General features: G+C 63.9%; 9 protein-coding genes. 6 read left to right on the forward strand and 3 right to left on the reverse strand.

Translation table 11 applies throughout. The features are described 5' to 3' along the window. Positions 1 to 241: 241 nt before the first annotated feature. The 5 genes from H7688_RS06700 (at position 242) to priA (ending at position 8732) form a co-directional block, all read left to right on the forward strand. Entirely contained in the window at positions 242 to 2728 is a 2487-nt protein-coding gene (locus H7688_RS06700; RefSeq protein ID WP_183360280.1) for a penicillin-binding protein 1A, read from the forward strand. A 213-nt stretch (positions 2729 to 2941) separates the two neighbouring features. Then, complete coding sequence (hbs, locus tag H7688_RS06705; RefSeq protein WP_183353842.1) at positions 2942 to 3223, forward strand: non-specific DNA-binding protein Hbs; 282 nt, start codon at positions 2942 to 2944, stop codon at positions 3221 to 3223. Between the two features lie 454 nt (positions 3224 to 3677). Beyond that, complete coding sequence (locus H7688_RS06710; protein WP_183360281.1) at positions 3678 to 4988, forward strand: DEAD/DEAH box helicase; 1311 nt, start codon at positions 3678 to 3680, stop codon at positions 4986 to 4988. 150 nt (positions 4989 to 5138) lie between these two features. Continuing rightward, a complete protein-coding gene (locus tag H7688_RS06715) occupies positions 5139 to 6326 on the forward strand; it encodes an FprA family A-type flavoprotein (RefSeq protein WP_183360282.1) in 1188 nt (395 codons plus the stop codon). 132 nt (positions 6327 to 6458) lie between these two features. After that, on the forward strand, positions 6459 to 8732 hold the full coding sequence (gene priA / locus H7688_RS06720; RefSeq protein WP_183360283.1) for a replication restart helicase PriA: 2274 nt from the start codon (positions 6459 to 6461) through the stop codon (positions 8730 to 8732). A gap of 195 nt (positions 8733 to 8927) precedes the next feature. Here the strand turns inward: priA and H7688_RS06725 are convergent, their stop codons facing one another. The 3 genes from H7688_RS06725 to H7688_RS06735 all read right to left on the reverse strand — a co-directional run bounded on the left by H7688_RS06725 (position 8928) and on the right by H7688_RS06735 (position 13619). Beyond that, a complete protein-coding gene (locus H7688_RS06725) occupies positions 8928 to 10778 on the reverse strand; it encodes a cytochrome c3 family protein (protein ID WP_183360284.1) in 1851 nt (616 codons plus the stop codon). A gap of 448 nt (positions 10779 to 11226) precedes the next feature. Beyond that, positions 11227 to 13071, reverse strand: coding sequence for a B12-binding domain-containing radical SAM protein (locus H7688_RS06730; protein WP_183360285.1), 1845 nt, complete (start codon positions 13069 to 13071; stop codon positions 11227 to 11229). Further along, positions 13068 to 13619 (reverse strand): MXAN_5187 C-terminal domain-containing protein, encoded by a 552-nt coding sequence (locus tag H7688_RS06735; RefSeq protein WP_183360286.1) that lies wholly within the window; start codon positions 13617 to 13619, stop codon positions 13068 to 13070. Before H7688_RS06735 ends, H7688_RS06730 begins: the two co-directional genes overlap by 4 nt. A 158-nt stretch (positions 13620 to 13777) precedes the next feature. Between H7688_RS06735 and glmU the strand changes: the two genes are divergently transcribed. Beyond that, positions 13778 to 15151 carry a bifunctional UDP-N-acetylglucosamine diphosphorylase/glucosamine-1-phosphate N-acetyltransferase GlmU gene (gene glmU, locus H7688_RS06740; RefSeq protein ID WP_183360287.1) on the forward strand — a complete coding sequence of 458 codons (1374 nt, stop codon included), beginning with the start codon at positions 13778 to 13780 and terminating at the stop codon, positions 15149 to 15151. Positions 15152 to 15328 lie beyond the last annotated feature (177 nt).

The raw sequence follows: 15328 nt of genomic DNA on the forward strand, positions 1-15328 counted from the left end.
CTAATTAACGATCTGCCACTTCGGGTCGATGCGGGCCGAGTATACACAAAAATGTCGGGTTGGTGCAGCAAAACTTTAGGTTTTATGGGGACATGCAGAGTCTTTTAACTTCCCGCTCAGGAACCGGCAGGAGCGCCGGGCACATTAACCTTGAATTCGCGCGTGGATCTGGGATAATCTCCCCTTTGGCGCTTCGCGCCGGAACTGCGCGATTACGCTAGTCAAACGGGGGATACCGCTCGTGGAAATCTACAGGGCACAGCAACGCAGGCGTCCGCAACGCTCGGGCGCCAAGCTTTTCTTCACCATACTGGGCGCTGGTGCCTTACTCGCCCTGTTAGGCGGACTGGGCTACTTCTTCTACCTCCTGGGAGCGCTCCCCAAGGTCGACCGCCTGGCCGACTACCGCCCCCCCATCCTCTCGCAGGTCTTCGGGGAGGACGGCAGTCTGGTGGGCGAGTTCTACCTGGAGCGGCGCACCGTGGTGCCGGTGGACAAGATCCCGCGCCGGCTGATCCAGGCTTTCGTCTCGGCCGAGGACTCCAACTTCTACCAGCACAAGGGGATCGACTACCTGGGGATCGTGCGCGCCGCGGTGAAAAACGTGGTGTCGCTCCGGAAAAAAGAGGGTGCCTCGACCATCACCCAGCAGGTGGCCAAGTCGATGCTGCTCACCCCCGAGAAGAAGTTCTCACGAAAGATCAAGGAGGCGATCCTCGCCAAACGGATGGAGGAACGGCTCACCAAGGACGAGATCCTCTACATCTACCTGAACCAGATCTACCTGGGGGCCGGCGCCTACGGGGTGCAGCTCGCCTCGGAGACCTACTTCGGCAAGGAAGTGGACCAGCTGAACCTGGCCGAGATGGCCATGATGGCCGGGCTCCCCAAGGCGCCCAACACCTACTCGCCGATCAAGCACCTCGACAAGGCCAAGGAGCGCCAGGGGTACGTCCTGGAGCGCATGGTGAAAGAGGGGTACATCACCCAGGCCGAGGCCGACCACGCCAAGGCTACCCCTATCGAGATCCGTCCGCTCAAGAAGGTGAACGCCGACCAGTCGGCCTACTTCCTGGAGCAGGTGCGCCAGCAGCTCGAACAGAAGTACGGCGAGGAAAGGCTCTACAAGGATGGGCTCAAGATCTACACCACCATGAACGCCGAGATGCAGAAGGGGGCCTACGAGTCGGTGGTGAACGGGCTGAAGGCGCTGGACAAGCGCCAGGGGTTCCGCGGCGCGGCCCGGTACCTGGCTGAGAGCGAGGTGGATGCCTTCTGCAAGAAGATCGAAGACGGCATCGACTACCTCTCCCTGAAGCAGGGCTCCACCTACCAGGGGGTGGTGATCGCCGTGGACCCGGCCAAGCGCGAACTGACCGTCAGGGTCGGCGACCGGATCGGCTCCATCACCAAAAAGACCATGGATTGGGCCGGCAAGCTGGAGCTGGTGAACGCCTGGGGGAAACCGGAGGCCAAGCGGGCCATCGGCCTTGGGGCGGTGCTCGAGGTGCAGGTGAAGGAGCCGGACGTAAACCGCGCCGGTGCCCTCTTTAACCTGGACCAGGTGCCGGAGAGCCAGGCGGCGCTCATCGCACTCGACCCGTTGACCGGCGCGGTGCGTGCCATGGTCGGGGGGTACGACTTCAAGAAGAGCCAGTTCAACCGGGCCATGCAGGCCAAGCGCAACCCCGGTTCCGCCTTCAAGCCGATCATCTACGCGGCGGCCCTCGACAAGGGGCTCACCCCGGCGACGGTCATCGAGGACAGCCAGGTGGAGTACGACTCGGGTCAGGAGAAGGCCTGGAAACCGAAGAACTACGACAACGTCTACCGCGGACCGGTGACCATGCGCGAGGCGCTCACCGAGTCGATCAACGTGGTGAGCGTGAAGATCCTGGAGCAGATCGGGGTGCAGACCGCCATCGAGTACGCCAAGAAACTCGGGATCACCTCCCCCCTGGCGGCGAACCTCACCCTGGCCCTGGGCTCCTCGAGCCTCACCCCGCTCGAGCTCACCAGCGCCTACGCGGTCTTTGCCTCGGGGGGGTACCGCACCACCCCGTACTTCGTGACCAAGGTCCTGGACCGCGACGGCCGGGTGCTCGAGGAAGTGGCGCCGCCGCGCATCCCGGTCTTTACCCGGATGTCCAGCGCGGCCCCCGCGGCGGACGGTGCAGAGGGGGACGAGTCTGCCAAGCCGATCGAACTGAAACTGCCGGCACCGGCGCAGGAACCGGTCCCGGTGGGGGCCCAGGGGCTCTCCGCGGTGCCGGTCATCTCCCCCGAGACCTCCTACCTCATGACCAACCTCATGGAGAGCGTGGTAACCAGCGGCACCGGCAGCCGGGCGCGTGCCGTGGGGCGGCCGGTGGCGGGCAAGACCGGCACCACCAACGACATGAAGGACGCCTGGTTCGTGGGATACGTGCCGCAACTGGTGGCCGGCGTCTGGGTCGGCTACGACCAGGAACGCAGCCTCGGGGCGGGGGGGTCGGGCGGCCAGGCCGCCGCGCCGATCTGGACCGAGTTCATGCAGCGCGCGCTGGCGGGGATGCCGGTCAAGCCGTTCAGCGCACCCCAAAACGTGACCTTCGCGCTCATAGACCCGCGCACCGGGCGGCTTGCCAAGGAAGGAACGCCGGGCGCCATCCAGGAATGTTTCATAAGCGGCACCGAGCCGACCAGCTACAGCGAGGGACCGGCCCCGGCGCCCGAAGCGGCTCCGTAACTGTCCTACAAGGCGGGAACTGGCGGCACATCCTTGTAATTTCTTGCAGTTAGCGGCACAACGCGCTTCCCGGGCCCGGGGGGAAGCTTCCGCTGGAAGGCGGCCCGGGCGCAGCTGACGGCGCCAGAAAAGCTGCCAACCCCAAGAAAACCCTTGCAAATTGCCAGATTATGATTATAGTGACCTTAATTTAATCCATCCAAGGAGGGTGACATGACTAAAGCTGAACTCGTCGAAGCCGTAGCAAAATCCGCGAACATCCCCAAAAGCGCCGCCGAGAAGGCTGTGGGTGCCTTCATCGACAGCGTGAGCGACGCGCTGAAACAGGGTGACCGGGTGACGCTCGTTGGCTTCGGCAGCTTTGAGGTTTCCAGCCGTCAGGCCCGTACCGGCCGGAACCCGCAGACTGGCAAGGAGATCAACATCGCCGAAGCCAAGGTGCCCAAATTCCGCCCCGGCAAGGCGCTTAAGGATGCGGTAGCCAGCAAGAAGTAATCGGCGGGCGCCCTGGCGCCTCCGACCAGCTGTTCCGGTACCTACCAAAAAACCCCGCTCCGGCGGGGTTTTTTGTGGGGCCAGTTTCCGGGCCGGGAGACCTCCCAGCATAAAAAGCTTGCTTTTTGGAAACGAACTGTAGTAAGTGTGTTCGACTGACGGTCAGCAGTTCCATCGGGGAGTACCGACTCCCGTCCCATCGATCCAACCCCCTCGCATTCAATCCCCATGAGAAATGCGGCAGCAGCTTTGGTTGGCGACGATGTATGTGTTTGCCGGTCACTAGTTGCGCGTCGTAATCGAATCTTAGCGGCAAAATGGTTGCTGCGGCGTTTTTGCGCGCTCCGAATAATCTTTTCACCACCCGCCCGGAGTCTGGCGGGCCGCACTCGTTTCCGGGGGATGACGGATACGTTTGTGTGGTCCAGCTGTCGCCTGGCCAGAAGGAAACTCCATGTCGTTTGAAGCACTCAACCTCGCAGCACCCCTCGTAAAAGCTATCGCCGCCTGCGGCTACACCGCGCCGACCCCGATCCAGGCCGAGTCGATCCCGCTGGCACTTGCCGGCAAGGACCTGATCGGCAGCGCCCAGACCGGTACCGGCAAGACCGCCTCCTTCGTACTCCCGGCGCTGCAGCGCCTTTTGACCCCCTCGCAGAAGCCGGGCAAGGGGCCGCGCATCCTGGTGCTCACCCCGACCCGCGAATTGGCCACCCAGGTCACCGACGCGGTCAGGAGCTACGGCAAGTTCATGCGGGTGCGCTGCGGCTCGATCCTGGGCGGCATGCCCTACCGCGACCAGATGATGCTGCTCGCGCAGCCGGTCGACATCATCGTGGCCACCCCGGGGCGTCTCATCGACCACCTGGACCGCCGCTCGCTCAACTTCTCGCGCCTGGAGCTTCTGGTCCTGGACGAGGCGGACCGGATGCTCGACATGGGCTTCTCGGAGGACGTGGACCGCATCGCGGCCGCAGCTCCCGAAGACCGCCAGACCCTGCTCTTCACCGCCACCATGGACGACGCCATGGCGAAACTCGCCAAGAGGCTTTTGACGGACCCGGTTCGCATCGCCGTGGAGGCCAAGGAGCTGGCCCAGCCCAAGATCGAGCAGCGCCTGCACGTCACCGACGACATGCGCCACAAAAACCGCCTGCTGCAGCACCTGGTGAACGACGCGAGCGTCACCAAGGCGATCATCTTCTCGGCCACCAAGCGCGACGCCGATCAGCTGGCCGCAGAGCTCTACGCCCAGGGGCATGCCGCAGCCGCACTGCACGGTGACATGTCGCAGGGGGCCCGCAACCGGACCATCGTCAACATGCGCCGCGGCAAGGTGCGCCTGTTGGTGGCGACCGACGTGGCGGCCCGCGGCCTCGACGTCTCCGGGATCAGCCACGTGATCAACTTCGACCTCCCCAAGTTCGCCGAGGACTACGTGCACCGCATCGGCCGTACCGGCCGGGCCGGCGCGACCGGCGTCGCCATCTCCTTCTGCTCGACGAACGAGGTCGCCTACCTGGACCGCATCGAGCGCTACACCGGTAAGAGCCTGCCGCAGAGCGTGATCCCGGGTCTCGAGCCGAGCCGCCCTTTGAGGCGCGCAAGCGGCGCCCCCGGTGCCCGCAAGCCGCGTCCCGGCGCCCCCGGCAAGAAACCTTTCGCGGGTGGCAAACGTCCCTTCGGCCCCGGTAATGGCGCGAGCCGCCGCGATTCCCAGGTGCACGTAGAGTACCGGCGCGGCAGGGGCGGCGCCCCGAAGTAGCCGTTTTCCGGGTTGCTTTCACCCGATCTTTTTGATATCGTCAGCGCAGTGTTTACGGCATCCCTTGGCGACGAGGCCAGGGGATGCCGATTTTATACCTGGGATCTTGCACGATGGTCGCCGCCCCAGGTATTCACGGAGGGTATCAGCATGAGTGGAGCTGTTGAAATAGCGAAGGGCATCCATCTGGTGGGGGTAAAGGACCCGGGGCTTACCCTGTTCGACGACCTGTTCCCGACCGCCTTCGGGACCACCTACAACGCCTACCTGGTCCAGGGCGCTACCCATACCGCTCTCATCGACACGGTGAAGGGGAAACGCTTCGACGAGCTGATGGCCAACATCCGCTCCGTCATGGACCCCTCCAAGATCGATTATATCGTGGTGAACCATTCCGAGCCGGACCACTCGGGCTCGCTCGCCAAGCTGGTCAAGGAGTGCCCCCAGGCGACCGTGGTTTCCAGCCAGGCCGCCCGCACCTTCCTGGGTAACCAGATCCACACCCCGTTCGAATCCAAAATCGTGAAGGACCAGGACACCCTCGACCTCGGGGGACGCACCCTGCGCTTCATCGCCGCGCCGTTTCTGCACTGGCCGGACACCATGTTCACCCTCCTGGAAGGGGAGGGAGCCCTGTTCTCCTGTGACGCCTTCGGTTCGCACTACGCCGGCGAGGGGGCTTTTGCCGACGAGATGCCCGACTTCTCCGGCGAGACCCGCTTCTACTACGACTGCATCATGCGCCCCTTCAAGGACCGGATCCTCCAGGCGGTGGAGAAGCTCGACGGCATCGAGCTTTCCCTGGTTTGCCCGAGCCATGGCCCGGTGTACCGCAAGGACGTGCGCAAGCCGATCGAGCTGTACCGCAAGTGGTCGGTCCCCAAGGCAGGCGGCAAGCGTATCGCCATCTTCTACCTCTCCCCGCACGGCAACACCGAGAGCATGGCGGAGGCGGTAGCCCGCGGCGCCTCGCTCCCCGGCGTGGTGGTGACCCAGTGCCACATCAACCACGCCTCGGTGGCCGACATCCGCGACCTGATGGAGGAGTCCGACGCGCTGATCTTCGGCACCCCGACCATCAACCGCGACATCCCGAAACCGATGTGGGACGTGCTTGCCTACCTCTCGACCGTGAGCCTCAAGGGGAACATCGGCGGCATCTTCGGGAGCTACGGCTGGAGCGGCGAGGCCTGCCGCATGGCTGAGGACCGTCTCAAGGGGATGAACTTCAAGCTGCCGCACCCCTTCGTGCGCACCCCCTTCATGCCCAAGCCCGAGATGATGGCCGAGTGCGAGGCCCTGGGGCGCACCATCGCCGAAGAAGTGCTCAAGAAGTAGCCAAACCTCAATCCACCACGGATTCACGGAGTACACGGAGAAGGCAAAAACCTTAAAGCTTTTGGTTTTTCTCCGTGACCTCCGTGTCTCCGTGGCAGTTTTTCCCCGGCTTTACCCACAAAAAACTCTCCTATGACGACTACCGCAGCCCACATCGTCGAAGTCGCCATCCCGCTCCCCCTCGAAGGACACTTCCACTACCTGGTCCCCGAACCGCTGGTCCCCCGCGCCCTCCCCGGCACGCGCGTCCTGGTCCCCTTTGGCCGCCGCAAGCTGACCGGCTACCTTTTGGGGAGCGCTCCTGCCGCTGCCGGCGAGCTCAAGGAGATCCTCGACGTCCTGGACGAGGCGCCGCTTTTCACCCCCGATGAGCTCGAGTTCTACCGCTGGATCGCCAACTACTACCTGCACCCGTTGGGCGAGGTGATCAAGATGGCGCTTCCCGCCGGGATCAACCTGGTGAGCCGCTACCGCTGCGAAACGGCCGAGGACGGCACCCCGGTGATCCGGGAGTTCCTGGCCGGCGGCAGGAACGTGCGGCTCGAGCGCTTCTACGCGGCACTTCCCGACCCACCGGTCAAGCCGCGCGGCAAGGGGCTCGAGATCCTGGAATACCTCGAGTACCTGCGCGAGTCGGATGAGTCGGCCGAGGTCTCCGGTGCCGACCTGCGGGCCCGCTTCGGCCCCTGCACACCGCAGCTGAACCGACTGGTGGAACTGCGTGCCGTGCGCACCGCCGAGCACGAGGTCTACCGCGATCCCTTCAAAACCCAGATCTTCGGTAAAGACCAGGCGCTGGAGTTGAACGAGGAGCAAAAGGCGGCGCACGGCAGGATCGCCGAGGCGCTCCGGGCCGGCAGCTTCGCACCGTTTCTGCTGCACGGCGTGACCGGTTCCGGCAAGACCGAGGTTTACCTGCAGTCGATCGCCGTTGCGCTGGAATTGCAGCGCACCGCGCTCGTGCTGGTCCCCGAGATCGCGCTCACCCCGCAGCTGGTCGGCCGGTTCAAAAGGCGCTTCAGCTGCGGGATTGCGGTATTGCACTCGGGGCTTTCCGACGGCGAGCGCTACGACGAGTGGCGCCGCATCCGGCGCGGCGAGGCCCAGATCGTGATCGGAGCCCGCTCGGCGCTCTTCGCACCGCTCTCGGACATCGGCATCATCGTGGTGGACGAGGAGCACGAGGGGAGCTACAAGCAGTCCGAGGGGGTGCGCTACAACGCCCGGGACCTCGCCCTGGTGCGCGGCAAACAGGCCGGCGCCGCGGTGGTACTCGGCTCGGCGACCCCTCTCATCACCAGCTTCTACGCGGCGCGCCAGGGGCGCCTTGGCTACCTTAAGCTCCCGAACCGGGTGCGCGAGCTCCCCATGCCGGCGACCCAACTCCTGGACGTGCGCGGCAAGAAGGGCCTCACCTTCCTCCCCGAACTGGTGCAGGCCATCGAGGAGAACCTGGACGTCGGTGGGCAGACCCTGCTCTTCCTGAACCGGCGCGGCTTCGCAACCTACCTGGTCTGCGAGGACTGCGGCCACGTGATGCGTTGCCCAAACTGCGAGGTGACCCTTACCTACCACCGTGGCAAAGGGCGCCACATCTGCCACTACTGCGACTACTCCCTCCCGGCCCCCTCGGTCTGCCCCACCTGTAAGGGAAAGGAGATCACCCTCCTGGGGCGCGGCACCGAACGGGTCGAGGAGGAGGTCCAGGAGCGCTTTCCGCTGGCGCGGGTGGCCCGGATGGACCGCGATTCGACCAAGGGGAAAGGGGGGCACGCCCGGGTCCTGAAGGCCCTTGAAGACGGGTCCGTGGACATCCTGATCGGGACCCAGATGATCGCCAAGGGGCACGACTTTCCCGGCGTCACGCTGGTCGGGGTCATCTCGGCGGACGCTTCCCTGAACCTCCCGGACTTCCGCTCTTCCGAGCGCACCTTCCAGCTGGTGACCCAGGTGATGGGGCGAGCCGGGCGCGGCGACCGCCCGGGCCGGGTATTGGTGCAGACCCTAGCGCCCGAGCACTACGCCCTAAGCCACGCGGTGGCACATGACTACGAGGGGTTCTACGACCAGGAGATCGCCTTTCGCGAGGAGGTGGGCTATCCCCCCTTCGCGCACCTGGCCGCGCTCACCTTCTCCGGGATCGATTCCCGCCAGACCGAGCAGAGCGCCCAGGAGGCGGCCCGGCTCCTGCGCAAGATCAAGGGGGAGGTCCGGCTGCGGGTCGAGATACTCGGGCCGGTGACGGCTCCCCTGGGGAAGGTGCGCGGGCGCTACCGCTGGCAGATCCTCGTCAAGGGGCGCGAGCGCAGCGAGCTGCACCGGGTGCTGTTCCACCTGCGCGGCAGCTTCAGCCACCCCTCGACCATCCGGCTGGTGATCGACGTCGACCCGGTAGAGATGCTCTAAGAGGAAGATAGCCCCTGAGAAAAGAAAGCCCCTGGCCGCAGTCGCGGTGCAGGGGCTTTTTGTTAGGTGCTTGCGTGATTGCCAGGAAGGTCTTGAGCCATCTCCTGAAAAAGAAAACTCCTGCCGACGCTGGGTCGACAGGAGTTTCTTTTTGGTGCTGCGGGTCAGGCTGACCCGTGGTGTTCGCTTACCGGGTTAGTGCCCCGGGTTGATGAAGGCGTAGATCATCAGGATCAGCAGGGCGATACCGATGGACAGTGCGGTGAAGCCGAAGGTCTTCAGGCAGAAGTCGTAGGCAATGCCGCTGCTCCTGTTGGCACGGAACTTCTCGGTGATCCCTTCCTGCTCGTAACGAGCCCACTGGTCACCACGCTCCTCGATGAACTCGTGCTTGGACATCTGGCCGTTGAAGATGACGAAGTCCATCGGGAACTTCTCCGGACGCCCGTGGGTGTTGAAGAAGTGTACCGTGAAGATGAAGCCGGTGGCCAGGAGCGCCTCGTCAGAGTGGATGATGGTGGCCACGTTGAAGGCCCAGCCCGGCAGGAAGCTGCCGAAGAACTCGGGGAACCAGAGCATCAGGCCGGAGCCGCCGATGGCGAACATACCCCAGAAGACTGCGATGAAGTCGAATTTCTCCCAGTAGGTCCAGCGCTCGAAGGTCGGCTTGGGACCCTTGAAGAAGAACCAGCGCACCATCCCCACCACGTCGGTGATGTCGCGGAGGTTCGGGCAGAGGGAGTCAGGTCCGAAGAGCCTCTGGATGAAGTTGCCTTTGAGGTCCTGCCTGATGAACAGGAAGTGGATGCTCAGGCCCAGCGCCATGACGAAGTACACGAAGGTGATGCCGGCGCACATGCGGTGGATCAGCGCCGCGTTGGGAGCGCCGCCGTAGAGGCCCATGAGCACTTTAGCCCAGCCCTGGTCGGAGAACTTGAGCGGCAGGCCGGTCAGCGACAGGCCGAGGAAGCTGATGATGACCAACAGGTGCATGAACACGTGACGCGGCTGGAAGCGGCGGTACTGCTTGTGGCCGTCGGCTACCTGGTGCAGAACGTGACCTTCCTCGAGGGCAGCGGCCTTCTCGCGGTTCTCGACGAAGCCGCGGATCATCCAGAGCAGGGTGTGCAGCCAGAACACCGCGAAGGTACCGGTCAGCAGGCCGGTCATGGCGATGAAGGTGTAGTAGAGGATCGGGTAGTGCTCGCGGTCGTTATGCTCGCCATGGGCGTAGAACTTGGTGAACAGTACGGAGCCTTTCTTGTGGCAGGTGCCGCAGGTCTTCACCAGGTTGTTCGGGTTGACCGAGGAGTTGGGATCCTTGGAGGGGAGGATGCCGTGTGCGGTGTGGCAGTCGGCGCAACCGGCAACCTTCTCCGGGTAGCCCAGGCGGTAGTTCTTGCCGTGGTAGCTGGCGAGGTAGCTCTCGACGGCAACCTTGGAGATGTGGTTACGCTCGACCAGTTTTTCGTCGCCGTGGCAGCGCAGGCAGACCTTGGTGTGGAACTCGCGGTTGGCGTGCGAGGTCGGATCGCCGATCGCCTTGATGTCGTGCAGGTTGTGGCAGTCGTTGCAGGCTGCGGAGTCCTGGTTCCCGGCGAGTACCCCCTTACCGTGTACCGACTGGGCGAAACCACGCTCATCCTTGTGGCACTGGACGCACTTGGCGATGACGCGACGCTTGTCCTTGTTCCAGGAGGTGTGGGTGTGGATGTCGGTGTGGCAGTTGTAGCAGCCTACCCCTTTCTGGGTGTGGATGCTGCCGGCATGCTCGGCTGCCTCTTTCTTGTGGCAGCGTACGCACTGCACCTTGCCGACCTTGATCTCACCCTTCATGTGCTTGGCGAGTTCGATGATCTCGACGTGGCAGCTGGTGCACCCGTTTTTGCCATGGACCGAATTGGCCATGAGGGTTGCCGAGATCTTGTCTCCATGGCAGCCAAGGCAGGTGGCCGGGTCGATGGCCAAGCCTTGCTGGGCGGCGACCGGCCGCGCAAGCACAATGAGCAACAATAGAGGGAGGATACTTCTCAAAACACGGGCCATTGGTAATCTCCTGTAATTAAAAAAACGACGTTTTACAAAGCCGTATTCATGTGAGCTGCCCCTGAGACGGCGCCTAATGTATAACGGGCAGTCTCATAAATCAACACAAAATGTGCAAAGTAATAAGGTACATACAACAACGGTGGCTGGTTATTTGGCGGAATTAACCCGAGGTGGCCCAGTGAAATCGCCGAAATCGGATTTATCTTCATGAATAAAAGTAGGAGAATTGACAGGCAGATAGGAATGGATCGTGGGTAGCTGTAGGAGAACCGGGGCCGGTATCTGACGGAGGAAAACGAGTCGCGAAGGTATGCATCAGAAAAGATGGCGACTGCGGGAAGGCTCTTGACGCGCCAGGGGCAGGGCTTGGCAGAGTTGCCACGGGGTGGGGCGCCGCACCGCTCAGGTCGGAAGTGCCGAGAAGTGATGTCCTGAAAAGGGCAACCTATCGTAACATAACGATTCCTTCGCCGACCGCAAACTCGAGGAACGTCTGGGCGTCGCGCCAGGAGAGCCCGAGGCGTTTGGAAAGCTCTCCGGCGGGGCTCATGCCGTCCAGGGCGGCCAAAAGCTCGTAGTAGGCAGGATCGAGCGATTCGGTGCAGATCTCACCCTGCGCCGGGTAGATCACCGCACCGGAGGCCGCCGGCTTGAAGCAGGAGGCAAAGGGGGCGAGTTCGATATCGCCGGCTTCCAGGATATCGAGGATCTCGTACGAGAAGCGGCCCAAAAAGGCGGAAGGGGCGAGCGCCAGCGCCTGGCGCTTCAGGTCGAGCTTCTTGAGCTCTTTGGGGGTGAGCGGTGGGGGAGGTGCGGCAAGAAGCGCCTGAGCGTAGTAGTGGTGGTAGTCCACCAGGTCGAGGGCGAGCGGCAAGAGCTTCGCTTTCTTGCGCGCCGGGAAGAGCTCGCTCAGAAAGCCGCGTTGCAGCGGCCAGATCTCGTCTTCGGCAATCTCTTCTTCTCGTCCGGCGCGCGGGCCGAGGAAACGGGCGAATTCGGCGATGAGCTCCGCGGGGGCGAGCTTTACCGCCTGGCAGACAGCGTTGAACCAAGCGACCGCCTTGCCGCGGCTGTAGAAGACGTCACAGGCCGCGGCGAGGCGCCCGGCCTGGGCAAGCTCCTCAGGAGAGAAGCTCGGGGTAGCGGTCACGGTGTACGGGGGAGCGTCCAGGTGTTCGAGCCCGAGGCTCGCCGCCTTGGTGGAGAGGCGGGTCCCGGGGAGCACCGCGAGAGGGAAGATGTCCAGGTGGTTCGGGTAGAGCGACAGGGCGAAGTCGAGCGATTTCCGAAACAGGGAGATGCTGTCCCCGGGGAGCCCGAAGATGAGGTCGAAGCCGAAGATGGCGCCGGTCTGGTTCAAAAGCGCGACCCGGTGCACGAAGTCGTCCCGGTCGAAGCCGCGCCCCACGCCACGCAGTACGCCCGGGTCGGCGCTCTGCAAGCCGATCTGCAATGAGCAGGTGATCGAGGCGAAGAGTTCGGCCATCTCGGCGTCCAGGAACTCGCTGCGCACCTCGAAGTGGAAGTGCACCCCGGGCGCCAGCCGCCGGATCAGCCTGAGGATCTCCTTGGCCCGGGAGGGGATCTTGTTGAAGGTGGAGTCCAGCACGAAGACCTGGGGCACCTCGAGCTGGGCGAACAGGCGCAGTTCCGCCTCGATCCGCTCCAGCGAGACCCGGCGTACCCCGCCCCCCCCCTTGTGGTCGAAGCAGAAGGAACAGGCGAAGTCGCAGCCGCGCGAGAGTTGCCAGAGCGCCCCGCCGACCGGGGTCGGGTCGAGGATACCGGTCAGGTAGGGGGAGGGGATCTCTTCGGGATCGACGGAAAACGCCAGGGGACCGGGAGCCGCGCCGGGGAGTTGGATCCCGGGGATGCCGGAGAGTTCGCCCGTTTCACCCAGGGCGCGCAGCGCGGCCGCGAAGGGGGCCTCCCCCGCACCGCGTACCAGGAAGTCGAAGTGTCCCTGGTCCAGGAACTGCTCCCCGGCGGTACTTGGCTCCGGCCCTCCCGCACACAGGGTGAGGCCCGGCCGGGTGCCACGCAGCTCGCGGGCGAGGGCGAAGGCGTCCTCACGGTTCCAGACGTAGACCGAGAAGGCGACCAGGTCGGGGCGGTGTGCCAGGATCTCGGCGGCACCCGAGGCCGCATCGGCTCCGGCGAACAAGTTGACAATCTCGATTCGGTGCTGGTCCGGCTGGTCTTTTTCCAGGTGGGCCTGCAAGAAGGCGCACGCCAAGGGGACCGCTTGGGGAGACGGGTAGGGATGGATGGCTACCAGGACGATATTCATGAGCGGACCGGGCGAGCCTTCAGACGAGGCTTGCCTCCTTCCACGATGACCGCGAACTCGATGTCGCGGCAGCGGTACTTCTCCATGATGGCGGGTTTCTGACGCTCGATTGCGGCGGCGATCTTCTCCTGGGAGAGGTGCTCCACCGGGAGATTGCAGGCGGCACAGGCTGCCAGGTAGTCCTGGTAGATCTTGTCGACCGAAGCACCCGGGGAATGCTCGTGTTTCCTCGAGGCCTTTTCGGTCCCTTCCCGCTGGTGCAGCGACATCTTGAAGCGGTCCCGGTTGTACTTCCCCTCCTCGATGAGGCGGTTGATCCGGCTCCACTTCTGCCGGTGCACCGCGAGGCTGGCCACCAGCGAGTTGTACTTGAACTTGTACATCGAGTTGGTGATGTTCACGTTCTGGTAGTGCCGGCAGGTGCGCTCCACCGCCTCGAGCAACAATAGCGGCTCGCGCTTCTCGATCCCGCAGAAGTACTGCTCGTAGCGGATGATCAAGTCGCGCAGATCCTTCTCCAGTTGCGCTATGTCCTCGGGTAACGCCATGCCACTCCTCCACGAGCGACTATAACGGGAACTTATCGAGCTGTAAATCTTAAAAGTTAGGCGCGATGCGGGCTTGCAAAGGTTAAAGACCTTGACGCGATTCGCTAATGTTGTTAGAAATACGCAATCTAGCAATTGTACGTGGGTAAGGAGGAGAGATGGCAGCAATATCTGCAGTGGTGCTGGCAGCCGGAATGGGAACCAGGATGAAGTCCGGGCTGGTGAAGGTCATGCATCCGCTGGCCGGTCCTCCCATGATCGCCTGGCCGGTTGCCGCGGCGCTCGATGCCGGCGTGGACGCCTGTGTCCTGGTGGTTGGTCACCAGGGGGAGAAGGTGCGTAACTACTTTGCCGGCCGCGCCGAGATCGCTTTTGCGACCCAGGCCGAACAACTGGGGACCGGGCACGCCGTGGCCTGCGCGCTGCCGGAGCTTCCGGCGAGCAGCGACACCGTGCTGATCCTGTGCGGCGACACCCCGCTTTTGACCTCGGCCACCTTGAGCGCCATGCTGAGCGCCCATGCCCAAAGCGGCGCCGTGCTCACCGTGATGACCGCGAGCTTCGCTGACCCCTTCGGCTATGGCCGGATCGTCAAGGGGGCCGACGGCAAGGTCCTGAGGATCACCGAGCAGAAGGACGCCACTCCCGAGGAGCGCGCCATCCGCGAGGTGAACGCTGGCGTGTACTGCGTGGAGCGGGCCTTCCTGGAGCGGGCGGTGGCCGCGTTGGGCAACGACAACGCCCAGGGGGAATACTATCTGACCGACGTGGTGCGCCAGGCCGGGTCCGAGGGGCTCACCTGTCTGAGCTACCCGGTGCCCGATGCCGAGGAGATCACCGGCGTGAACGACCGGGTGCAGTTGGCCGAGGTGGCCCGCGTGTTGCGCAGTCGCATCAACCGCGAGCTGATGGTGGCCGGTGTCACCATGATCGATCCGCAGGCGGTCTACATCGACCGAGGCGTCGTTATCGGCCGCGATAGCGTTATCTACCCCGGGGTCACCATCACCGGTACCACGGTAATCGGCGAGCGCTGCGAGATCCAGCAGGGGGCCATCATCGAGTCGTCGCAGATCGGCGACGCCGTGGTGGTCAAGGCGGGGAGCGTTGTGGAAGAGGCCGTGGTGCATGAGGAAGTCTCCATCGGTCCCATGGCGCACCTGAGGCCGGGGAGCGAACTCTCGGCCCACGTGAAGATCGGCAACTTCGTGGAAACCAAGAAGGTCTTCATCGGCGAAGGGTCCAAGGCCTCGCACCTCACCTACCTGGGGGATGCCACCATCGGCCGCGACGTCAACATCGGCTGCGGTACCATCACCTGCAACTACGACGGCGTGCGCAAGCACCAGACCGTCATCGAGGACGAGGTTTTCGTGGGGAGCGACGTGCAGTTGGTGGCACCGGTCACCGTGGGACGCAACTCGCTGATCGCCGCCGGCACCACGGTCACCAAGAACGTGCCGCCCGACTCCCTGGCCCTGTCGCGGGTGCCGCAGGTGAACAAGGAAGGGTGGAAGCGGAAAAAGAAATAACCTAAACGGCTTAGCGCTCATCTTCCCCCGTCCCTCCCCCTTCAAGGGGGAGGGACGGGGGGGGGATGGGGGGCAGCTCCGTGCCAGTGTGTGCCCATCCCCACCCTCTCCTTGAAGGGGAGGGAGATGTTATGAGCGGAAGCTTGGCGTTCATCAAGTAACCTAATACCCATTCTA

It is taken from the genome of Geomonas limicola, assembly GCF_014193675.1.
GTDB classification, from domain to species: domain Bacteria; phylum Desulfobacterota; class Desulfuromonadia; order Geobacterales; family Geobacteraceae; genus Geomonas; species Geomonas limicola.